Annotated in this window: 18 protein-coding genes; 11 read left to right on the forward strand and 7 right to left on the reverse strand. The window is 61.6% G+C overall.

The features are described 5' to 3' along the window. Positions 1-16 precede the first annotated feature (16 nt). Both G5B40_RS15595 and G5B40_RS15600 read right to left on the reverse strand, forming a co-directional pair. Positions 17-2,749, reverse strand: coding sequence for an aminotransferase class I/II-fold pyridoxal phosphate-dependent enzyme (locus tag G5B40_RS15595; RefSeq protein WP_165100392.1), 2,733 nt, complete (start codon positions 2,747-2,749; stop codon positions 17-19). A gap of 135 nt (positions 2,750-2,884) precedes the next feature. Next, on the reverse strand, positions 2,885-3,130 hold the full coding sequence (locus G5B40_RS15600) for a hypothetical protein (RefSeq protein WP_165100395.1): 246 nt from the start codon (positions 3,128-3,130) through the stop codon (positions 2,885-2,887). 163 nt (positions 3,131-3,293) lie between these two features. Here G5B40_RS15600 and G5B40_RS15605 point away from each other — a divergent pair, with 163 nt between their 5' ends. The 4 genes from G5B40_RS15605 to G5B40_RS15620 all read left to right on the forward strand — a co-directional run bounded on the left by G5B40_RS15605 (position 3,294) and on the right by G5B40_RS15620 (position 8,544). Further along, a complete protein-coding gene (locus tag G5B40_RS15605; RefSeq protein ID WP_165100398.1) occupies positions 3,294-4,970 on the forward strand; it encodes a hypothetical protein in 1,677 nt (558 codons plus the stop codon). A gap of 261 nt (positions 4,971-5,231) precedes the next feature. After that, positions 5,232-5,771, forward strand: a complete 540-nt coding sequence (locus G5B40_RS15610) for a hypothetical protein (protein WP_179961585.1) — start codon at positions 5,232-5,234, stop codon at positions 5,769-5,771. A gap of 3 nt (positions 5,772-5,774) precedes the next feature. Next, on the forward strand, positions 5,775-7,004 hold the full coding sequence (locus tag G5B40_RS15615) for an HlyD family secretion protein (protein ID WP_165100400.1): 1,230 nt from the start codon (positions 5,775-5,777) through the stop codon (positions 7,002-7,004). A gap of 430 nt (positions 7,005-7,434) precedes the next feature. Then, positions 7,435-8,544, forward strand: a complete 1,110-nt coding sequence (locus tag G5B40_RS15620) for an AI-2E family transporter (protein ID WP_165100403.1) — start codon at positions 7,435-7,437, stop codon at positions 8,542-8,544. A gap of 318 nt (positions 8,545-8,862) precedes the next feature. Here the strand turns inward: G5B40_RS15620 and G5B40_RS15625 are convergent, their stop codons facing one another. Genes G5B40_RS15625 through G5B40_RS15645 form a run of 5 tightly spaced genes read right to left on the reverse strand, consistent with a single transcriptional unit; the run spans position 8,863 to position 13,180 of the window. Then, on the reverse strand, positions 8,863-9,762 hold the full coding sequence (locus G5B40_RS15625; protein ID WP_165100406.1) for a LysR family transcriptional regulator: 900 nt from the start codon (positions 9,760-9,762) through the stop codon (positions 8,863-8,865). Further along, entirely contained in the window at positions 9,752-10,414 is a 663-nt protein-coding gene (locus tag G5B40_RS15630; protein ID WP_165100409.1) for an aspartate/glutamate racemase family protein, read from the reverse strand. Before G5B40_RS15630 ends, G5B40_RS15625 begins: the two co-directional genes overlap by 11 nt. Positions 10,415-10,429: 15 nt before the next feature. Continuing rightward, positions 10,430-11,893, reverse strand: coding sequence for a dihydropyrimidinase (gene hydA, locus G5B40_RS15635; protein ID WP_165100411.1), 1,464 nt, complete (start codon positions 11,891-11,893; stop codon positions 10,430-10,432). Between the two features lie 36 nt (positions 11,894-11,929). Next, positions 11,930-12,853, reverse strand: coding sequence for an N-carbamoyl-D-amino-acid hydrolase (locus G5B40_RS15640; protein ID WP_165100413.1), 924 nt, complete (start codon positions 12,851-12,853; stop codon positions 11,930-11,932). A 15-nt stretch (positions 12,854-12,868) separates the two neighbouring features. Beyond that, positions 12,869-13,180: a hypothetical protein gene (locus G5B40_RS15645; RefSeq protein ID WP_165100415.1), complete on the reverse strand. Its 312-nt coding sequence runs from the start codon at positions 13,178-13,180 to the stop codon at positions 12,869-12,871. Between the two features lie 261 nt (positions 13,181-13,441). On the opposite strand from G5B40_RS15645, the gene G5B40_RS15650 reads away from it, so the two are divergent. The 7 genes from G5B40_RS15650 to G5B40_RS15680 all read left to right on the forward strand — a co-directional run bounded on the left by G5B40_RS15650 (position 13,442) and on the right by G5B40_RS15680 (position 21,920). Next, positions 13,442-14,845: an amidohydrolase family protein gene (locus tag G5B40_RS15650; RefSeq protein WP_165100417.1), complete on the forward strand. Its 1,404-nt coding sequence runs from the start codon at positions 13,442-13,444 to the stop codon at positions 14,843-14,845. A 39-nt stretch (positions 14,846-14,884) separates the two neighbouring features. Next, positions 14,885-16,477: an ABC transporter substrate-binding protein gene (locus G5B40_RS15655; protein ID WP_165100419.1), complete on the forward strand. Its 1,593-nt coding sequence runs from the start codon at positions 14,885-14,887 to the stop codon at positions 16,475-16,477. A gap of 62 nt (positions 16,478-16,539) precedes the next feature. Continuing rightward, positions 16,540-17,481 (forward strand): ABC transporter permease, encoded by a 942-nt coding sequence (locus G5B40_RS15660; protein WP_165100421.1) that lies wholly within the window; start codon positions 16,540-16,542, stop codon positions 17,479-17,481. Positions 17,482-17,615: 134 nt separating this feature from the next. After that, positions 17,616-18,383 carry an ABC transporter permease gene (locus G5B40_RS15665; protein WP_246209570.1) on the forward strand — a complete coding sequence of 256 codons (768 nt, stop codon included), beginning with the start codon at positions 17,616-17,618 and terminating at the stop codon, positions 18,381-18,383. A 28-nt stretch (positions 18,384-18,411) separates the two neighbouring features. Then, on the forward strand, positions 18,412-19,431 hold the full coding sequence (locus G5B40_RS15670; protein WP_165100425.1) for an ABC transporter ATP-binding protein: 1,020 nt from the start codon (positions 18,412-18,414) through the stop codon (positions 19,429-19,431). Continuing rightward, positions 19,424-20,425, forward strand: coding sequence for an ABC transporter ATP-binding protein (locus G5B40_RS15675; RefSeq protein WP_165100427.1), 1,002 nt, complete (start codon positions 19,424-19,426; stop codon positions 20,423-20,425). The genes G5B40_RS15670 and G5B40_RS15675 overlap by 8 nt, the downstream gene beginning before the upstream one ends. A gap of 58 nt (positions 20,426-20,483) precedes the next feature. Beyond that, positions 20,484-21,920: an amidohydrolase family protein gene (locus tag G5B40_RS15680; RefSeq protein WP_165100430.1), complete on the forward strand. Its 1,437-nt coding sequence runs from the start codon at positions 20,484-20,486 to the stop codon at positions 21,918-21,920. Positions 21,921-22,100: the final 180 nt, after the last annotated feature.

Below are 22,100 nucleotides of genomic sequence, written 5' to 3' on the forward strand. Positions count from 1 at the left end.
TGTTCGGTCCTGGGCGCTACTTGCGAACGTGGTCTTTGGCGTGATCCGGGCGGATCAGCTTCAAGCCCTTGTCACGCTCGAAGCCATGGATTTCCTTCACGTCGAGCTTTCGCATGAAATCGATCGTCTCCTTGGTGACGACCTGTCCCGGCACCATGATCGGGAAGCCCGGTGGATAGGGGATCACAAAGTTCGCCGAGATCATCTCCGGCCCCTTCTTTAGCCGCTGATCGACCTCCGGGCTGTCGAGCGGCAAATATTCGCACCCCTCGGCGTAATAGGCGCTGTAGAAGGCCGACCGCATGTCGCCTTCCACCGTCTTCTTGCCGGCGTCCCAGCGGAAGGCGTCGTGGAAATGGCTGAAGTTCGGCAGGTCCGGCACGTCCTCCATCAGCGATTTCACGCGCGCCGCAAACGTCGCCCGGCCGTTTTCGCCGCCGCGCGCAAGGTCCTTCTCGATCCCGTTGCAGATCTCCAGCAGCACCCGGATCAGGTTCGCGACGTCGCTGCGCGTGTTGTTGATGTTCGACTGGAGCAGGACCGAGTTGCGAGAGGTCTTGTTCAGTTGGATATCGTAGTCGTCGGCCAGCATCTTCTTGAACTGCGTGCCGTCAAAGCCGGCGGTGCCGCAGACCAGCGTCATCCGCGTCGGGTCCAGGCAGAACTCGTCCTCGTGCATCGAACGGACCTGGTCTTCCCAGTCGACGCCCGGCGTGAGGAAATCGACGAACCCCGCATGCCGATACTCGGCCGGGACCATCTCATCCGCGCCGAGCACCCTGAAGTATTTCGAGATCACCGGATGCCCGTTGATCTCCTTGCGGATGTCCAGTGCGATCTCGATGGCGTTCGCCACCAGCCCGTAGCCCTCCAGCTCCATCTGCCGACGCGCCACGTCGAGGCTGGCGATCAACTGCTGGTTGGGGCTGGTCGAGGCGTGGGTGAACACCGCCTCGTGGAACTGCGCCTCGACCTCGCCGAAGTCGATGTCCTTGACCAGCAGCATCGAACCCTGCCGCAGCGCCGACATGGACTTGTGGGTCGAGTTTGTCTGGTAGACCCTGAGCCGCACCTTGCGGGGATCCGGGACCAGCCGCGTTTCCATAAGCTTGGCCGCCGACGGGTTCTTGCCCAACTGCTTCTGTTGCGCTTCGTAGGCCTCGACCGAGGCGGGGTCGGCGATCCATTTCTCGATCGCTTCGGCCGCGCCCATTGCGGTCCGGGGCCGAAGAAACGGCGACCAGCGGGCGAACCCGAACCACGCCTCGTCCCAAAGGAACACCAGGTCCGGCTTGATGGCGAGGCATTCCTCCATCACCCGACGCGTGTTGTAGATGTGGCCGTCGAATGTGCAGTTGGTCAGGTCGACCATCTTGGCCCGGTCGAGCCGCCCTTCCGCCTTCAGGTCCAGGAGGGCTTTCTTGATGCTGCTGAGCGGCACCGCCCCGTACATCGAGTATTCGGTCATCGGGAACGCGTCGATGTAGAGCGGCTGCCCGCCGGCCAGCACGAGCCCGTAATGGTGCGACTTGTGGCAGTTCCGGTCGAGCAGCACGATGTCCCCCGGCGCGACCAGCGCCTGATGGACCATCTTGTTCGATGTCGACGTGCCGTTGGTGACGAAGAATACATGGTCGGCCCCGAAGGCCCGCGCCGCCATCTCCTGCGCTTCCTTGATGTTGCCCGTCGGCTCCAGCAGGCTGTCGAGCCCGCCGGTCGTGGCGCTCGACTCCGCGAGGAAGATGTTCAGCCCGTAGAACTCGCCCATGTCACGGATCCAGTCGGACTTGAACACCGACTTGCCGCGCGCGATCGGCAGCGCGTGGAACGTGCTGATCGGGCGCATCGCGTATTTCTTGAGGTTGTCGAAGAACGGCGTGCGAAAGCGGTCGGACACCCCCTCGAGCACGCAGAGATGCAGCTCCAGCAACTCCTCGACAGAATAGAGCACGCGGCGGATCTTGGCGGCGCGCGGGTCGCCGGCGATTCGTTCCACATGCCGGTCAGACAGCAGGTAGATATCCAGTTCCGGCCGGATCCGGTGGATCACGTCGGCCAGCGCCAGCGTCAGATCGTCATCCGCCACACTTGCGGCGTCAAAGCCCGCCGAAGCCAGGAAGTCGCGGAGCACCGGCACGTCGGCGGAACTCTCATGGGCGAACCCTTCGTAGAGCGTAACGGCGGCGAGGGTCGGGTTGAGGATCGCCGCGCAGATCGCCTCCTCGAAGCTTCCGACTGGCACCGTCTCGTAGATGAACACATCTTCCGGACGACGCAGCCGGCGTATCTGCTCGATCAGGCTGTCGCCTCGCTTCGCAGCGCCGGGCGCCACGAGAAGCATCTCGAAATACGGCCGGTTTCGCTGCCCGCGCGCCATGGTCGGGGTGTTCAGGTCCGGCTGTGTCTCCGCGGCCATCTCGGCGGAATCCCAGTCGTCCGGGTCCGCCTTGTAGGATCGCGTCAGGATTGCTTCGGAGATGCGCCGCGCCAGCGCCGCCGCGGCTCCGGCCTGGCCGCCATCGATCCGCTGACGTAGCGTCGCGAGCAGTTTGCGCCCCGGATAGGCGAAGAACTCCTCGTAACGCCCCAGTTCGTCGAATTCGCCGCGTACGGCCGCCTGGTCGCTTCGGTTCCGCGCCCAGTCGCGAGCGGCGGCGTGAAGAGCGCGCCACCGATCCGCCCGGGCGCCTGGAAACGAAAAGAAATGATCGACCCTTCTGTCCTGCGGCTCATTCTTTGACTTAGGCATCCCGGCTCTCCCCTGCGCCACGAGCCGACCCTACGGGTCACTCTTCGCGAGAAATTCTACAGACAAGCTTCCGCGCGGTTCCATTGCGGGCATGTAGCTTACTGTTAGTGCCGCTGCGGACCCTGGGGCGGCTGGTCAGCCATCATCCGCCGCTGCGAGATACTGTCTGATCTCGGTACCGAGCTCGCGGAGCAGCGTGCGATAGTCATCAATCTCGGGCCGGGTTGGAGCGTCGGATCGCTCTTCAAATCGTCGCAGCGATTCGATCGACATATGGAATTCTTCGCAGATGGACCGAAATTGCTCATCCCGCAGGTAGAGGCGGCGGGCCGTCGCATCCTGCCCCGGGAAATGTTCTAGGACATGATCAATCGGAGACATCGATGCGACGCCTATATGCTGGTGAGTCCACGTTGACGCGATCAGTGCTATTGTAGCGCCAGAATTCTCGATAGCCGTAGGCGGACAATGTATATAACTGTTAGCGTGACTGTTCCATCGGAACGCCGGGGTTCGTCACTTGATAGTCAACATGAACGGATTTATGAAGACGGGGACGGGAAAAACGCTACGGCATGAGGACGTATACGAGGAACTTGAGCGGATCCTGACATCCTCCGCTTTCGAGGCTTCCGAACGCAAGCGTCAGTTCCTGCGGTTCGTCGTCGAGGAGACCCTGAGCGGACGCGCCGATCGTATCAAGGCCTATACGATCGCCACCAGCGTTTTCGGTCGCGGCGATGATTTCGATCCGATGCAGGACTCAATCGTGCGGATCGAGGCCGCGGGGCTCAGGCGCGCGATCGAGCGGTTCTATCTCACGCAGGGGGTGGCCGGGGGGGTCTGCATTTCGATCCCCAAAGGCGGCTATACCCCGCAGTTCGGAACCTCCAGCGACGGCGCTCAAGCTGCGGAGACTGCGAAAAAGGTGAAGGCCGCCACATCGCTTCATCAGCTCGGTCCCCGGATCATGGTCGAGAATTTTGACGTTGGGAGCGATCTCGACAATCTCGCCGGGATCGGTAAGACGATGACCTGTCAGGTGATTTCCGCGCTGACTCGGTTCACCGGAATTTTCGTCTACGGGTTCGACACAACCGAAAGGCGTGATGCGACAGGTCGGCTGGACCGAAGGCCCGACAGTCTCGCCATCGACTACCATCTCCTTGGCACCGTCACAATTTCCAGAAAATCGCTCCATGTCGATATCCTTATGAAACGCGCCAAGGATGGGTGCTTTGTATGGGCGGACAGTGTCACGCGCACCTTGAACGATGATTGCGACCCATCGCGGATCGTCAGCCTGTGCCGTGAGATTGCGGGCCATGTCGCCCGTATCGTGGCGCTACGCGACGGCGTTATCGACAGCCAGGCCCGCGAATGTGCTGGCGACGCGCCAAGACATTTCGCCGGATACCAGAAGCTGCTTGATTTCCAGGACTACTGGCGAACGCTCGAGCCATCCCGCTTCGAACCGCTGCTGAGAGATCTCGAGCTCACTGTCGCCGCCGACCCGCAATTCGCCGACGCCTTCGCTTGTCTCTCGATGCTCTACTCCAACGCCGCCCGTTACGGTTACGACGTTAGCGAGCTTTGCGACGATCCGCTCGAACATGCGATGGAGCTGGCGAAGTCGGCGATCCATCTCGCCCCCCAGTCGAGCCGCGCCCACCACGCGCGGGCGATTGCCGAATGGTTCCTTGGTCGGGTCGACGCCAGCGTCGCCACCATGCAGATCGCACGATCCCTCAACCCGAATGATCCCGAACTTCTCGCAGAGTCGGGCTTCCGCAGCGCAATGCGGATGGATTGGAAAACCGCGGTGCCGCTGATCGAGGAGGCATATCTGCGAAATCCTCTGCAGACCGGTCAGTACCGCATGGGTCTTTTCTTCTACCACTTCGCAGAGGGCCGCTACGACACCGCCTTTCAGATAACGGAGGACATTCAGGCGCCGGGCGTCGCGGTCGTCCATCTCGCCGCCGCAGCGGCGCTCGCCCGCGCCGGCCGAAAAGGCGAAGCCCGGGCGCGGCTGGGCGAGGTAGAGAGGCTTTCGCCCAGCTTTCAACAGAAACTGCGGGTGGACCTGGCGTTTCGCCAGATCCACCCGGATTTGATCGACGCCATCGCCGCCGCCATCGAAGACACGAACCCGAGTTGGTCGCCATCCGCGCGCGGCGCGGATCTCCGCCGAGTCCAGGGTGGCGGCGCGACGCGATGACGACACGTCTATTTCGGCCGACGGCGCGTGGACCATCGCGGCGGTTCGAACATCTGTCCCTTTATCCGCTATCTGGTGACCGCGCCGTTCCGAGCCAGCTCGACCGCGCGTCCGGTTCCATTCGCGGCTTTTCTTCCGCGGCGCGCATCGCTAACAGTAACTTACATCCTGTCGGTGGGCGCCTTGCGCTCTGGCGGCTAGATTGGCCCGAGGCGGTCCCCGACCTGGTGTTCTGCCGGCTGCTTCGAACGGGGGAAAGCCGTGGCGACACAAACCGATACCGCAGGCTTGCTGCATCCCGAGGCAGTGGCCCATCTGCCGCCTTTCATCGCCTTTCCGGGGCAGCCGGACTGGTTCCTGGTGGGCACTGGCGTCTTTCTGCTCGCGGCTATCGTTGGCGTAGGGGTCTTCTATCTCAAACTCCATCACCTGCCCGACCACCTGGCGCACAGCGGTCAGAAGGTGCAGTACGAGATCGTCGCGGTGCTCTGCCTGATCGCGCTGTTTACGCATAACCACGCCTTCTGGATCCTGGCGCTGCTGCTGGCGATGGTGCCGATCCCGGATTTTTCCTCGCCGTTGTCCTCAATCGCAAATTCGCTCGGTCGCATGGCGGGACGTTCGCCCGCCGAACAGCCCCCGTCCGCCGAACAGCCCCCGTCCGCCGAACAGACGCCGTCCGCCGAACAGACGCCGACCACCGAACAGTCCCCGTCCGCCGATCAGCTCCAGACTGACGGACCAGTCTCGACTGGCGCGCCGAACCCGACCGACCGGTCGGATAACAAGCCGGAGCGCTGATCCATGTTCGAATTCATGATCTGTTCCCTTGTGACGATCCTGCCGGATTACCTTTACCGCCGCTACGCTCAGGACAAGCGGTTCGGGCGCGAGATAAACCTGTTCTCGGTCTGGTACGAACTGCGTTACGGTATCGTAACCTGTCTGATGCTGACCGTCGGCCTGATAACCGCGATCTTCTACTTCCATCCATCAACCCATTCCGCAACCTCGGTCTTTCGCACCGTCACGGTCCTGCCCGAGACCAGTGGCCGGGTGGCTGAGACTTTCGTGGAGATCAACCAGACGGTGAAGGAGGGCCAACCGCTCTTCCGCCTCGATGATCGCAAGCAGCAGGCCGCTGTGGAAACCGCACGCCGCAGCATCGCCGAAATCGAGGCCGAGATGCGTGTCGCGCAGGCGCGGCTGCGAGAGGCTGAGGGGCGTATCGCGCAAGCGCGCGGGGTTCTGGAGCAGGCTGTTGACGAATTCGAAACGCGCAACACTCTGCTGCAGCAAGGGTCGAGCGCAATCTCGGTGCGCGAAGTCGAAAGAGCGCAGGTCAGGGTCGCCACGCAGCAGGGCCTCGTGGATGCGGCCGTCGCGAACCGCGATTCGCTCCAGGCCCAGATCGAGTTCCAGTTGCCTGCGCAGAAAGCCCGCGCCGAGGCGGAACTTCAGCAGGCGCAGGTCGAGCTTGACAAGACCCTCGTGGTTGCCGGCACCGACGGGATTGTTCAGCAATTCGCGCTGCGGCCGGGCGATGTCGTGAACCCGATGCTGCGGCCCGCGGGCATCCTCGTTCCCACGAGGCAGGTCACCGGGCTCGCGGCGGGCTTCGGCCAGATCGAGGCGCAAGTGATGAAGCCCGGCATGATCGGTGAGGTCGCCTGCATGTCGAAGCCCTGGAAGATCATTCCGATGGTCGTGACCGAGATTCAGGATGTCATCGCCGCCGGCCAGATCCGGCCGACCGACACGCTTCTCGACCTCGAGCAGGTGCGGCAGGGCGGGACGATCACCGTCATCATGGAGCCGCTGTTCGAGGGCGCCCTTGAGGGCCTGCCGCAGGGCGCGACCTGTATCGCCAACGCCTATTCCAGCTACCACGGTCGGCTCGATGACCCCGAAATCGGGACCATGAAACGCATCGTATACCACGCGATCGATACGGTCGGACTCGTTCACGCGCTGATCCTGCGGATGCAGGCGCTATTGCTTCCGATCCAGACCCTGGTGCTGAAAGGGCACTGACAAGGGCGAGAAGGAGTATGATGATGGTGCATTCGACCCCGTGCTCGCTCGTTCGCCCGCGCGGCTGGGCGCGACGGGTTTAGGCGTAGAACATGGCTTTCGCCCATCCATCCGGCCGGATGGCCAAATCCCACATTCGGAACGACCTGGCTCTTTCGCTTCGAGACGATGGCTCGGTTCGCTTGGTCGGCTGGCGTCGCCAGTCCGGCCTCGCGTGGCCGCGGGCGCGGCCGTCGGCCGGTGGGCGCGCGCCCGATGCGGCTCGATTCCGGCGGATCGCACCGGTTGCGCGCCCATCGCGCCCTGCGGATTTCCCGGAACGCGCCGTCCCGGCGACGCTCGCGTTGAGATTGCAAGCATCTCGCCATTGCGTGCGTTTGCATGCCGAAGGCTCGGGCATACGCGGCGATAGCCGGCAAGGAGACATGCAATGAGCATCCCTCCCGAACGGCTCGATCATCTGGAGGCGCGGGTGACGGATCTCGTCATCCGCCTTATTCTCCTCGGTCTTTTCGCCTATGTCTCGCTGGCGCTGATCCGGCCGTTTCTGCCGGTCGTCATCTGGGCGATCATTCTCGCGGTCGCGCTTGGGCCGATGCACGCATGGCTGTCAGCCAAGATGGGGGAGCGACGGAAGCTCGCCGCGGTCCTGGTGACGCTGGTCTCGCTCGCGGTCGTCATCGGACCCGTCGCTGCGCTCGCCGGAAACCTGGTCGAAACCGTCTACGATCTTGTCGCACGGGCCAATAACGGCAGTCTTCGTTTGCCCGAGCTTTCCGAGCGGCTCAGCACGCTTCCCCTGGTCGGCGACCGCCTTCAGGAATTCTGGAGCCTCGCCGCGTCGGGGCTCAAATCCGTTCTGATCCGTTACAAGGAGTTCCTCGCCCCGTTTGGGGTGAAGGTGCTCGGCCTGCTGTCTACGATCAGTTTCGACCTGTTCCAGTTCATCCTGTCGATCGTGGTTGCGGGCCTGTTCCTGACGCCGGGTCCAGACCTGGCGAAATGGGGCCGGCGTATCGCGACGCGCGTGGTTGCGCCGAGGGGCGAGCAATTCGTCGACCTCGCGACCACCACTATCCGGAACGTCTCGCGCGGGGTGGTCGGCGTAGCCCTGCTTCAGTCGATCCTGATCGGTGTCGTCCTTCAGGCTGCGGGTCTGCCGAGCGCGGGTCTCCTCGCCTTTGTCATACTGGTCCTGAGCATCCTTCAGATCGGCCCGGTCCTCGTCGTCCTTCCGGTTCTGATCTGGGCTTGGGTCACTATGACGACCGGAGGCGCTCTGTTGTTGACGGGTCTGCTGGTGCCGTTGACGGTGATGGACAACTTCCTCAAGCCGATGCTGATGGGACGCGGCCTCAAGACGCCGGCCCTCGTGATTTTTCTTGGTGTTATCGGCGGGACGCTGACCTACGGGCTGATCGGGCTTTTTCTTGGGCCGGTCGTGCTGGCGGTGTTTTATGATCTGATCGTGTCCTGGGCGCTATATGGCGGCGCTTCAGCGAAGACGGGGCAGGTGGAGCAGGAAACCCCGGCGAACTAGCCGCTCGATGCCGCCGGTATCGGGCGCATCCGGCTAGCGCGGCGAACCGCCAACCGGATTGTGCGGTCCGATCGAAGACCAAATGCCGTGAGCGGGCGCATATTCGGGGCGTCGCCGATCCGCAATATCTCGATGCTCTTCTCGGGAGGTTAATCCAGGCCGGCACGCGCTCAAGAAAACTTTCGGCGATGGCCATGAACGGTCACTGATCGTGCCGCTGAGCGTGTATCAGATGCGGGATCGCAAGAACGCGGCCATGCTGATCAGGGCTGTCCCAAACGCTTCGACCTTGCTCGGCGCGTAATATATCTGGCGTCTCTATCTGGAAAGTTGGGCGCGCGCCTCTTCGATGAATGCGGCGCTGACTTTGGAGAGCTCGCCATCCTTGCGGATAACGGCGGATGCCGTGATCGGCACCGCTGGTTCGAACGGCCGAAAGATAATGTTCATCCCGTGTGAAAAAGCGGCGGTGAACGGGTCCACGACCGAGACGCCAAGCCCCGCGTTGGCGAGGACGCAGGCCGTGTGGCAGTAGCGCACGACGATCTTCTGCCGAAACGAAGCGCCGGCCTGATCGAACGCCGCACGCACGATGGGGCCCAAATTCGTTTCCAGCCCGATAAAGGAACAGGTCGCCAGGTCCTGAGGCGTGACCACGTCGAGGCGACCGAGGGGATGGTCAGCGGGCATGACGCACACCATTTCGCCCCGGTAGAGCGGGATTATCTCGTAACCGTTCAAAGCGGTCAGACCGAGAACGAAACCGACGTCAACCATGCCCGCTTCGACAGACTGCAGGACAGTGTCCAGTCGCCGGACATCGTAGCGGACCGTGACGCCGGGACGGTCGGCGATGAAGTCCCGGAGAATCGTCGGCAGCGCCGCGTGCCCGAGAGGCGGCGTCGTCGCGATGCGCAATCGCCCGGCCTTCGTTGCGCGCAGATCGCGTATGTCATGCTCGATATTGCGCAACAGGGCGAAGAGCGGCTCCACCTCCGTAAGCAGGAGATGCGCGTCCTCCGTCGGGCGCAGGACACGGCTCACGCGTTCGAACAGCGTCAGGCCCAACTGCTTTTCCAGCGACTTCACGGCATTCGACACGGCAGGCTGCGACACGCCGAGATCCTCTGCGGCGCTGATCGTCGTGCCGCAACGCATGACGGCCTCGAAAACCTCGAGCAGGCGCAGGTTCAGATCGTTGCGACGGTCAATCTTCAACGGTCGTCGCCTGGGCGCAATCCGCGAGCGCATGCATCGCCGCCGCCTGCGTAGGATCGATTACGGGCAGCGCGACCGTCGCCTCCAGTCTTTCGCGGTGGCGCGCCAAGCCGGCGCAACCCAAGATGATCGCGCTGGCGTGATCGAGGTCGCGTAGTTCAAGCGCTACCTCCAGGATGCGCTCATAGGCTTCGGGCCGCTCGCCTTCCGCGACCGTCATATGCAAGGGGCGCTCGCCGGCCAGCTTGTCCGTCACTCCCATCGCCGTCATGTATCGCATGTGGCGCTCGACCGATTGCGGCCCCAGCGCGATAACGCCAAAGCGGCCGCCTATTCCGGTCGCCTGTCTGACCGCGCTTTCCTGAATGCCGAAGACCGGTTTGTCCGAATCCGCCCGGCACTCCCTGAGACCGGGGTCCGAATAGCAGGCGATCACGTAGGCGTCGCAATCCTTGCGGCTGTTCACCAGCCGACGAAGCGGCGCGACGACCGCATCCGCATCAGCCTGGGTTTCAACGCCGAACGGCCCTTCGGACAGTGTCGCGCATTCGAGCACGGAGCCATTCTCCTCGCCAAGCCCGGCCAGCGTCTCGGCGATACCGCTGGTGACGGCTTCATTTGAATTGGGGTTGATGATCAGGATACGTGGCATGCCGAAACCCACTCGCTACAGGATCTTCGCCCTGAAATTTCTGGCAGGATCGAGCTCCGCCGGCATCTCATGAGACAGGGACGCGATGCCGAAAGGAGCGCGCTTGACGAAATTTCCCCGGCCACGTTCCGCTTTCAGTTCTCCGCCGTCAACGATTACTTCTCCCCGGCTGATGATCGTCACCGGCCGGCCCGTCATCTCCATCGCATCGAAAGGCGTATAATCCATGTTGTCGTGCATCTCCGCTTGAGAGACCCGCCATTCGAGGGTTGGGTCCCAAATGGCGATATCGGCGTCCAGTCCGATGGCGATGCTTCCCTTCCGGTCGCTCATGCCGAACAGCCTGGCTGCGTTCGACGCGCTCAGGGCGACAAAATCGTTCAAGGTGATACGTCCTTTTCGCACGCCTTCCGAGAACAGGAGAGGCAGGCGCATCTCGATGCCCGGCATGCCATTGGCGACCTGATTGAACGCCGGATTCGGGCCGGCCGACAGCTTGCCGGATTCGTCGAACCGATATGGCGCATGGTCGGAGGACCAGAGTCCAAGCGTTCCGTTGCGCAAATACCGCCACAGGGCGACTTGCGTAGCCTCGTCGCGCAACGGGGGCGAGCAGCAGAACTTGGCCCCTTCCGCCCCCGGCCGATCAAGATCCTGCCGAGTCAGGAAGAGGTATTGCGGGCAGGTCTCGCCGTAGATGCGCTGTCCAGCCATTTGCGCGTCGGCGATCAGTCCGGCGCCGGCGGGGGTCGACACATGAACGAACAAAAGCGGCGCGTCGATATATGAGGCGAACTGGATGCCGCGCCCGATGGCCTCGACCTCCGCCGCGGCGGGGTGACTGGTCGCATGATAGCGTGGGGCGTCGTTTCCACCCGCCAACAGACGTTCGACCATCCACTTGATCATGCCGTTGTTCTCGGCATGCACCATGGTCAGCGCGCCATGATCCTTCGCCGTTGCCAGAATGTCGAGAAACTGCCGATCGTCGACCACCATCTTGTCATAGGTGAGGAACACCTTGAACGAAGTGATCCCGCGTTCGAAAGCCTCTGGCAACTCTTCCTTCAGGACCGTTTCCGTAGGATCGGAGACAATCAGATGGTATGAGTAGTCGATCACCGATTTCGGCGCCGCCCTTCGGTCATAGGTCTCCAGCACGTCGCGCACCGACTGGCCGCGGTGTTGCGCGGCGAATGGCACAAAGCTGGTATTGCCGCCAAACGCCGCCGAAACGCTTCCACTGTAATAATCATCCGCCGTCATCGCCCCGGTGGCGGATTCCTGCTCGATATGGCAGTGCGTCTCGATCCCGCCCGGGAGCACCAGCTTGCCCGTCGCATCGATCTCGCGCGCGCCGGGCGCGAGATTCTCGCCAAGCGCCACAATGCGCCCACCGGAAACACCGACATCCGCCCGGAATGTATCGACGGCCGTAGCCACCGTGCCAGCCCTGATCACAAGGTCATATTCGGTCATTGTCGCGCTCCCGGTCACGTTCTGTCCGCCCCAGACTCAGGGAGCCTCTGCTCCAACGCGCGATGTGATCAAACCATAGTGTTCTATGCGCCGGTGACGCGCGAAATCGAAAATCGTGGTCTTGCCGAAATTGCACTGGTCGAGATCGCAGTCGTGGACAAGTATTTCGTCGTCTTCGGTTTTCGATTCGGCGACAATATGCCCGTTGGGATCGACGATCAGGCTTCCGCCAATCAGCGGATGGCCGTCCTCGACACCCGCCTTGGCCGATGCGAGGACCCAGCACGCGTTCTGGTAAGCGCCGGACTGACAGCTCAGACGATGATGAAACAGCCGATCCTCGGCGCCCTCCTCGCTCCGCTGAGAATTGACCGAAGGGGTATTGAACCCCAGCGAAATCATCTCGACACCCTGGAGCCCCATCACGCGGTAGGTCTCAGGCCAGCGCCTGTCATTGCAGAGCGCCATGCCCATCAAGCCGCCGTGCGCGCGCCAGACCGGAAATCCGAGGTCACCCGGCTCGAAGTAACGTTTCTCAAGATGCTGATGGGTGCGTTTGTCGTCGTACTCCGCATGCCCAGGCAAGTGAATCTTCCGGTATTTTCCGATAATATTACTGCTCGTATCAGTAAGTATAGACGTATTGAAATGCCTTCCTTCGGGCGTGAGTTCAGCGTAACCTAAATACATTCCCATGCCGTGTTCTTTCGCGCGCTCAAACAATGGCATGGTCGCGGCGTTCGGCATCGAACGCTCAAACCAACGATCAACTTCAACCTGATCCTCCATGTACCAGCGGGGGAAGAAGGTGGTGAATGTCAGTTCGGGGAATACCGCATATGTAGCCCCTTCCTTTTTCGCCGCATCAAGAAGAGCGATCATGCGTTCGACGACAGAGCTCCGGCTATCCGCTTTCTGAATTGGCCCGAGCTGTATCACGGCGGAAACGATCTTTCGCATTGGGATCTCTCATCTTTAATCAGCGGCTACGTCACGGTGACGCTCATTCAAGCCTGGAACTTGACCCAGGACGAACAGAGCAGAACTTTTGCGCGCGAATTTTTCAATCGAATAAGTATCAAACTTTTCCCCCGGTGATAAACAGAGGATATCGTTTCGGCGGCCCTCGAGGAGGGCGCCGTCGATGCGCTCGACGCCGAGCCACGAAGGCCGCTCCGAGCTGCGATTCCGGCCTGCCTGATGAGCGCCGCCGATCATCGCCGCGATAGATAATTCCCGATGATAGATGGCTTTGATTTTTAATATAAATTCTATTGTCAGGAGCATCTCGGCAGATGTCTACTCATGGGCAACAGTGAAATCTGAAGCATCTGCAGTCGACCGGGAGTGTATTGGGTTATGGCGTGCAAGATACAATACATTGGTACTGTAACGCGCCTGTGACGAGGTGGCTGGGGTCTGCAGGCCGCCTGTATCCCATACGGGGCTGAGTGCGCCGCTAGGCTTACAGAGTATCTCGCGGATAGTTCCTGTGATTTCTTGGATGTATTATACTGTTACTTGCCATGCTTGGGAGCTGAAAAGAGTATGACGACGCTGATAACGAACGCCGCAATTGTCACTCTCGACTCCGACGACCGGGTAATTCTGGGCGGCGAACTCGCCGTCGAAGGAAATGGAATTTCCGCGATTGGCGAGAGCGGCGAGCTGCGGGCCCGGTTTTCGGAAGCGGAGGTCGTGGATGCGAGCGGGAAGCTGGTCTTCCCGGGCTTTGCGAATACGCACACGCATTTTCAGCTTTTGATCGCCAAGGGCATCTATGAGGACCTCTCGCCGCCTCATCGCCCGCCCTTCGATGGCGGACTGGCGCCGATCCCGGTGCCGGATCTGGATCCCGACGAGATGCGCGTCATATGCCAGGCCGCTGCAATCGAGGCGATCCGCAGCGGAACTACGGCGGTCCTGGAAGACGGGGCGTCAATCGACAGCTATGCTGATATCCTCGCCGACAGCGGCCTGCGCTATCTGGTCTGCGAGCGGATATGGGACCGCGCCAACGCCCAGATCGGCGACCCGCGCGCGTTCGAGCAGGATCGCGCTCTCGGGGCAAGAACGCTGCAGGCGGCGGCCGATCTGCACACCAAGTGGCATGGCGCCGCTGATGGGCGCATCGAGGTCGGCCTTGCCGCCTGGGCTCCGGACATGTGCTCGCCGGATCTGTTGCGCAATGTGCGGAAGTTGCAGGATGATCTGTCGTGCGTCGCCACCATTCATCTCAATCAGATCTGGGGCGAGGTCGCCGCGATACAGGCTCATCGAAACATGTTGCCGACCGAGTATCTCGACGATGTCGGGTTTCTCTCCGACCGGCTTGTCTGCGCCCATTGCCGGTGCATGGACCCTCGCGAGGAAAAGATACTGGGAAGGTGCAACTGCAATGTGGCCTTCAATTCTGCGATCGCCGCCCGGCGCGGCCTGAGCCCGCGGGTCGCCGATCTGGAGCAATATGGCTGCAATATCGGCATGGGTTCGGACAATATGTCCGAAGACATGGTCGAAGTCGTCCGCACCGGCCTGTTCATGGAGCGGGTTCGCCGCGAAGACGGGCGCAACCCGAGCCCCGAGGTGGCGCTCCGGTGGGCGACGGTCAATGGTTACCGGTCGCTGGGCGTCGCTGACGGCGGCTCTCTCGCCCCTGGCAACAAGGCCGACCTCATTCTCGTCGATACCGATCGCGCGCATATGGTGCCGATGCTGCGGCCCGCCTCCTGCTTCGTCCATCAGGGCCAGCCTTCCGATGTCGATAGCGTCATGGTCGATGGGCGCTGGGTCATGCGTGATCGGGTCATTCTGACGATGAACGAGCAGGACATTCTGCGGCGCGCGCAGGATGTCTCGGAATCCGCCTGGAAACGACAGTTCGATACGCGCCCCGAGTTGCCCGTTCCATCGGGGTTGAGCCTGCGGCGGGACACCGGGACGGCGACTTAAGCAGACTCAGAATAATCACCGCAAAACATGGAGGTTCTCATGAGAATAGCCGGAAAACTGTTAACCACGGTCGGCGCCGTAGGGATGTCATTGGCCATCGCGGCCAATGGGGTCGCGGCGCAGGACGACAAGATCACGGTCAGGTCAATTCCGATCGGCAATCTCAAGGTGCTGGATCCGATCTGGACCACCGCCTATATCACCCGCAATCATGCCTATATGGTTTGGGACACGCTCTTCGCCACCGACGAGAATGGCGAAATCCAACCCCAGATGGTGGACACCTGGGACGCGAGCGAAGATGGGCTGACCTGGACGTTTACTCTGCGTGACGGCCTGCTTTGGCATGACGGCGCGCCCGTCACCGCCGAAGACTGCGTCGCCTCGCTCAAGCGCTGGGGTGCGCGCGACGGCATGGGTCGAACCCTGTTGGATTTCACCGATTCCATCGAAGCGGTTGACGACAAGACATTCAAGATGGTGCTGAATGAGCCGGTGGGCTTCGTTCTCGACGCGCTTGGAAAGATCGACAGCAATGTGCCGTTCATGATGCCGAAGCGCATCGCTGAAACTGATCCGAACGAACAAATTGAGGAGATCATCGGCTCCGGCCCGTTCCGCTTCGTGGCGGATGAATGGGTTCCCGGAAGTCAGGTCGTCTACGAAAAGTTCGAAGAATATGTCCCACGTGACGAACCCCCGAGCCTCGCCGCCGGCGGCAAAGTGGTCCATATCGACCGGGTTGAATCCGTGTACATGCCCGACGCTGGCGTCGCCATGGCTGCGCTTGCGGGTGGCGAGGTCGATCTGAACGAGTCTCCGCCCACCGAGCTGTTGCCGATGCTTGAGGGCAACCCGGACGTGGTGCTGGCCCCGAACGACCCGCTGGGCTATCAGCTGTTCTTGGTGATCAATCACCTGCATCCGCCCTTTGACAATAAGGCGGCGCGCCAGGCGCTGCAGTGGGGCAACCGGCAGTCGGATTACATGGCAACGATCGTGGGCGATCCGGACCGTTGGCAGGAATGCGGCGCGATGTATGGGTGCGGCACGGGAAGCGAATCCCACGCCGGAGAAGAACCGGTGCTCGGCTTCGACCTAGACAAGGCCAAGGCGCTGCTTGAGGAGGCGGGGTACGACGGCTCGCCTGTTGTCTTGATGGACCCGGCGGACAATTCGACATTGCATCCTGCGGCTCTGGTTGGCGCTCAATCGCTGCGCCGCATGGGGATGGAAGTCGAGGTTCAGGCGATGGACTGGTCGACCCTGACGCAACGACGCGCTTCGAAGGATGCGATCAGCGATGGCGGATGGAACGTATTCATCACCAACTCGACGATCGCCGGCATTTCGAACCCCCTGATCCATTCCTTCGCCAAGAATTGCGAGAAGGCGTGGTATGGCTGGCCCTGTGAACCCAAAGCCGCCGAACTGGTGCGGGAATGGGCGCTGGAGACCGACAGTGCGAAACGCAAGGCGCTGACCGATCAGATTCAGGCGCTGAACTACGAGAATGTGACGTATATCCCGCTTGGGCAGTACCGCCCGGTGGTCGCCTATCGTAGCAATATCACAGACGTCATTCCAAGCCCGTCCCTGTTCTACTGGGGACTCAAGAAAACCGCGGACTGACAGTTGAAGGCGCGGCTGGATTCTTCGCGGACCCGGCCGCGCCGCATAAGGATTGCGACTTTATGACCGCTTACATAATACGTCGGCTGCTGGCGACGATCCCGGTTCTGGTGGTCGTGGCAGTCGTGGTTTTCTCGATCCTGTACCTGGCGCCCGGAGACCCCGCCGCGATTATCGCCGGCGACCAGGCGACCATCGAACAGGTGGAGCAGATCCGGCAAACGCTTGGGCTCGATCGGCCGTTTCTGGAACAATTTGCAACATGGTTGGGCGATATCGTCCGCGGTGATTTTGGCGACTCCATCTTTTCCAACAGACCCGTCATCGATCTCTTCATGCAGCGTATCGAGCCGACGATCGCGCTTACGGTCTCCACCACGATCGTCACCATACTGCTCGCGGTGCCGCTCGGCGTTCTGGCGGCTTGGAAAGCCGGGTCATGGATCGACCGTGCAGTAATGAGCTTTGCCGTCGTAGGGTTTTCGTTTCCGGTGTTTGTTATCGGTTATATCCTGATCTACATTTTCGCGATAACGTTCAAAATACTTCCGGTCCAGGGTTATCGAAGTATTGAAGACGGCTTGTGGCCGTTCATCATCCATCTGATCTTGCCCAGTTTGGCGCTTGCGATGAGCTTCATGGCGCTGGTGGCCCGCATCACGCGCGCGAGTGTGCTCGAAGTCCTGTCGCAGGATCATATCCGCACCGCGCGCTCCAAGGGGCTTACGACGAACAAGCTTCTCTTCCGGCATGCGCTGCCAAACGCGGCGGTGCCGATCGTCACCATCATCGGCGTCGGCATCGCCATTCTGCTTGGCGGCGTGGTGGTCACGGAAAGCGTCTTCGCCATACCCGGCGTCGGACGGCTGGTCGTCGATGCGATCCTCGCCCGAGACTATCCAATCATCCAGGGCGTTCTGTTGATCTTTTCCGCGGTTTACGTGGCGCTGAACCTGATCCTGGACATCCTTTACACCTTCCTCGATCCACGCATCCGGTACTGAGAGATCATATGGCTTCGGCTTCACCCCAAACTGGCGAAAACGGCGCGGAAGAGGATCAGCTCCCGCGCGCCCGCAGTCTCCGGCACCTGCTCCGTCGCAATCCGACAGTCGTAGTCGGCGCAGCCATTCTGAGCGTGATAGTTCTGATAACCCTGTTTGGGCCGCTGCTGACGGTGCACGATCCCTTGGAGATCGACCCGCTCAACCGCATGTCGCCGCCTACGGCCGATCATATACTGGGCACCGACGCTTTCGGGCGCGACCTGTTCAGCCGCACGGTCCATGGCGGGCGGATCTCTCTGGTGGTTGGCATCGTCGTCGGACTGTTCGCGTCGATTATCGGCCTTGGGCTTGGCCTTATCGGCGGCTACAGCCGCATCGGCGACGCAATACTGATGCGGGTGATGGATGGGCTGATGTCGATCCCGACCATCCTCCTCGCCATCGCGCTGATGGCTGTCACCCGGGCGAGCGTCTATACGGTGATATTCGCGATCACCATCGTCGAGTTGCCCCGCGTCGTCCGGCTCGTACGCAGCGTGGTACTCACCATCCGCGATCAGGCGTTTATCGAGGCGGCCACGATATCCGGCACCCGGTTCTGGAAGGTGCTGTTTCGCCATATCCTGCCGAACACGATCGCGCCGATGACGGTGCAGGCGACCTATATCTGCGCCGCCGCGATCCTGATCGAGTCCCTTCTCTCGTTTCTTGGCGCCGGCACGCCGCCTGAAGTGCCGAGCTGGGGAAATATCATGGCTGAAGGGCGCTCGTATTTTCAGCTGGCGCCCTGGATTATTCTTATCCCCGGCACAGTGCTGGCGGTGACCGTCCTGGCGATCAACCTGATGGGCGACGGGCTGCGCGACATGCTCGACCCCCGTCTGGCGAACCAGGTGTGAAGTCATGACCGTAACCGAAAGAACGCGAATGGCCTCCAAATCCACGGATCAAGGTCCCGTCCTCAGCATCCGCGATCTGCAGACGAGTTTCGACACCTATGACGGGACCGTCCGTGCTGTCGACCGGGTCTCCTTCGATATTGACGGCAGCGAGATGCTCGGCTTGGTCGGCGAATCCGGCTGCGGCAAGAGTCTGACCGCATTGTCCGTCATGGGACTGGTTCCAATGCCGCCCGGACGCGTTGCTGGCAGCATCCGCCTGAACGGGCGTGAACTGGTCGGCCTCCAGGAAAAGGAGATGCGTAAGGTCCGGGGGAGCGAGATCTCGATGATCTTCCAGGAGCCGATGACCTCGTTGAACCCGGTGATGCGTATCGGCCGGCAGATCGCGGAGCCGCTTATCCAGCACCAGGGACTCACCGCCCACGAAGCGCGCGCGCGGGCGAAAGACATGCTGGAGCGAGTGCGCATTCCCGAAGCGACGCGCAGGCTGGACGAATACGCGCACCAGCTATCCGGCGGGATGCGCCAGCGCATCATGATCGCGATGGCGCTGGTGTGCCGGCCGGCGGTGCTTATCGCCGACGAGCCGACCACGGCGCTGGATGTCACCATTCAGGCGCAGGTTCTGCGCCTGATGCGCGACCTCCAGACCGAATTGGACACCTCTGTGCTGCTGATCACGCATGATCTCGGGGTCATTGCGGAATCCGTCGATCGGGTTGTGGTCATGTATGCGGGCCGCAAGATCGAAGAGGCGCCGGTTTCGCTTCTGTTCCGTCGCCCTCAACACCCTTACACGGTCGGTCTGCTGGGCTCCGTCCCGAAGGTGGATCGCAGCGAGCATCCGCAGAGGAACCGGCTTCTGGAGATCCCGGGGATCGTTCCGGCGCTCAACCGACCGATTCCGGGGTGCCGCTTCGCCCCTCGCTGTCCGATCGCAACCGAACGGTGCCGTGTCGAAGAGCCGCCGTTGGAGGTGAAGGCGGAGGGTCACATTGCGGCGTGCTGGCATTCTGACAGAGCAATGGAGGTCGCAAGTGAATAAAGCGGTCACTCAAAGCGACGACCAGCCGATCCTGTCGGTTAGCGGCCTTAGCAAACGGTTTCCCATCAAGCGTGGCGTGTTCGGGGGCGCCAAGCAATATCTCCACGCCGTCGATGACGTGAGCTTCGAACTTCGCCCCAGGGAAACGCTCGGAATCGTTGGCGAGTCCGGGTGCGGAAAATCGACTACCGCGCGCATGATCGTCCGGCTGGCGCAGCCGTCCGGGGGACGCATCGATTTCGCGGGAACTGATATCACGAACCTGTCTCCCAATGAGATGCGGCCCCACCGGCGCGCTCTCCAGTTCGTTTTTCAGGACCCCTATTCGTCGCTCAACCAACGTATGCGGGCGGCGGATATCGTCGCCGAGCCGATGCATAATTTCACCGATTTGCGCGGCAAGGAGTTGCGAGAGCGGCTGGCGTGGCTGTTCGATCGGGTCGGCCTTCGGAAAGACATGATGGATCGGTTCCCACATGAATTTTCAGGCGGCCAGCGTCAGCGCCTCGGGATCGCCCGCGCGCTTGCAGTCAATCCCAGCGTCATTGTCGCTGATGAGCCGGTATCGGCGCTCGATGTGTCGGTGCAGGCCCAGGTCATCAATCTGATGATGGATTTGCAGAAGGAGTTCAATCTCGCATATCTGTTTATCGCCCATGATCTGGCGGTGGTTCAGCACATCAGTCATCATGTGGCGGTCATGTATCTGGGCAAGGTCGTGGAGATCGCGGACAGGGATTCATTGTTCTCCGACCCCCAGCATCCCTATACCGAAGCGCTGCTCGACTCCGTGCCCATCCCCGACCCGGAGATGCGGCGCGAGAGCGTCGCCCTGTCCGGTGAGGTGCCGAGTCCAATCAACCCGCCCTCCGGCTGCCGTTTTCACACCCGCTGCCCCTTCGCTTTCGATCGTTGCCGCAAGGAATCGCCCAAGATGCGGCAGGTCAAGCAGGGTCACTCGGTCGCCTGTCATCTGCGCGAGCCTCAGTCATAGCGCAAGCGCGCCTCGCCATAACAAGCTGCTTGTCAGCATGAATTGAAAGGATACTGCAGTGGTCACCACCCTGATCCGAAACATCGACTGGGCCATCCTGTGGAACGGCGAGCGCCACGAGTATGCGCGCAATATCGACCTGGTCTTCGCCGACGACGAGATCGTCTACGCGGGCGCCGATTATGATGGAGCCGTCGATGTCGAGCGCGACGGGACAGATCTCATGGTCATTCCCGGATTTGTGAACGTCCATGGCCATCCCAGCCATGAACCCGCCTATCGAGGCATCCGTGAGGAACACGGCGTGCCGAACATGTACATGACCGGGCTCTACGAGCGGTCGGGCGCTTTCGACACGTCCGATCCCGAGCTCAGGACCTCTGCGCTCGAGATGGCGCTCTGCGAGCTGCTCAAATCGGGCGTCACCTCGGTCTGCGATATCTCTCCGATATTTGACGGTTGGCTCGAATTGTTCGAGCGTTCGGGAGTCCGTGGTTTCCTGGCCCCCGGGTTCGCATCGGCCCGGTGGAAACTTGCGAACGATCATGAACTCGGGTTCGATTGGGACGACGCCGGCGGTCGCAGCAAGATGGATCGCGCGCTCGCCTTCATCGACCAGATCGCCGATCATCCGTCAGGGCGGCTTTCAGGCGTCGTGTCGCCCATGCAGATCGAGAATTGCACGGACGATCTGTTGCGCGACAGCTTCGACGCGGCGAACGACCGGAAGGTTCCATTTACGCTTCACATCTCTCAGGGCGTGCTCGAATTCCACGAAATGATCCGCCGTCACGGGCGTACGCCGATCCAGCATGCCGCCGATATCGGGATCATGGGGCCGTCGAGCGTATTCGGCCACGCCATTTTCCCAGATACACATTCTTGGACCGGCTGGTGGACGAAAGAGGATGTGTCGCTGCTGGCCGATAGCGGTTCGTCCGTCGCGCATTGCCCCACTCCCTTCGCCCGTTACGGTCATATCATGGAGAATTTCGGCGACTATGTGCGCGCCGGCGTCAATATGGCGATCGGGACCGATACGACGCCCCACAACATGATTGAGGAGATACGCAAGGCAGGCACTTTCGCCCGTATCGCCGCCCGCGACCTCAATACCGTTTCGACGGAAATGCTGTTTCATGCGGCCACGGTAGGTGGGGCCAAGGCGTTGCTTCGGGATGATCTCGGCCGGCTGGCGACGGGGTGCAAGGCCGATTTCGTCGCCGTCGATCTCTCGCATCCCGACATGATGCCGGCACGCGATCCGTTGCGGTCGCTGATATTCCATGCCGCGGACCGTGCGGTGAAAGAGGTATGGGTCGCTGGCCGGCAACTGGTGGCGGATGGCGCGGTCCTAGGCCTCGACCACGTCGCGGCTGGCAAGCGCCTGAGCAAGGCGCAGATCGCCATGATGGAGTCATCCCAACGGCTTGATTACAAAGGTCGCAGCACCGATGAACTAGCTCCACTCAGTCTCGCCATCGCCAAGAGCTAGGCGGACGGTTTGCGCCCCTGAATGCCGGGCGCTCATCGCTGTCAGGCGTGGCGGGGTTTGACCAGTATCGCTGAGTCCGCGAAAGCGACGAGCCGTGCGGAGTCTCGAATGGTTTTCTCGCAACGCAGTGCGATGCGGCTGATTTTCTCCGTCGGCATGCTTGCCATGCGCTCTTGCACG

The sequence above is a fragment of the Pikeienuella piscinae genome, from assembly GCF_011044155.1.
Taxonomy (GTDB): domain Bacteria; phylum Pseudomonadota; class Alphaproteobacteria; order Rhodobacterales; family Rhodobacteraceae; genus Pikeienuella; species Pikeienuella piscinae.

Bases quoted from the DNA above. Each gene is read 5' to 3' on its own strand.
- G5B40_RS15600 (WP_165100395.1), bottom strand. From the start codon at position 3,130: ATGTCTCCGATTGATCATGTCCTAGAACATTTCCCGGGGCAGGATGCG.
- G5B40_RS15650 (WP_165100417.1), top strand. From the start codon at position 13,442: ATGACGACGCTGATAACGAACGCCGCAATTGTCACTCTCGACTCCGAC.
- G5B40_RS15660 (WP_165100421.1), top strand. From the start codon at position 16,540: ATGACCGCTTACATAATACGTCGGCTGCTGGCGACGATCCCGGTTCTG.
- hydA (WP_165100411.1), bottom strand. From the start codon at position 11,893: ATGACCGAATATGACCTTGTGATCAGGGCTGGCACGGTGGCTACGGCC.
- G5B40_RS15620 (WP_165100403.1), top strand. From the start codon at position 7,435: ATGAGCATCCCTCCCGAACGGCTCGATCATCTGGAGGCGCGGGTGACG.
- G5B40_RS15605 (WP_165100398.1), top strand. From the start codon at position 3,294: ATGAAGACGGGGACGGGAAAAACGCTACGGCATGAGGACGTATACGAG.
- G5B40_RS15615 (WP_165100400.1), top strand. From the start codon at position 5,775: ATGTTCGAATTCATGATCTGTTCCCTTGTGACGATCCTGCCGGATTAC.
- G5B40_RS15645 (WP_165100415.1), bottom strand. From the start codon at position 13,180: ATGCTCCTGACAATAGAATTTATATTAAAAATCAAAGCCATCTATCAT.
- G5B40_RS15595 (WP_165100392.1), bottom strand. From the start codon at position 2,749: ATGCCTAAGTCAAAGAATGAGCCGCAGGACAGAAGGGTCGATCATTTC.
- G5B40_RS15670 (WP_165100425.1), top strand. From the start codon at position 18,412: ATGGCCTCCAAATCCACGGATCAAGGTCCCGTCCTCAGCATCCGCGAT.
- G5B40_RS15640 (WP_165100413.1), bottom strand. From the start codon at position 12,853: ATGCGAAAGATCGTTTCCGCCGTGATACAGCTCGGGCCAATTCAGAAA.
- G5B40_RS15630 (WP_165100409.1), bottom strand. From the start codon at position 10,414: ATGCCACGTATCCTGATCATCAACCCCAATTCAAATGAAGCCGTCACC.
- G5B40_RS15655 (WP_165100419.1), top strand. From the start codon at position 14,885: ATGAGAATAGCCGGAAAACTGTTAACCACGGTCGGCGCCGTAGGGATG.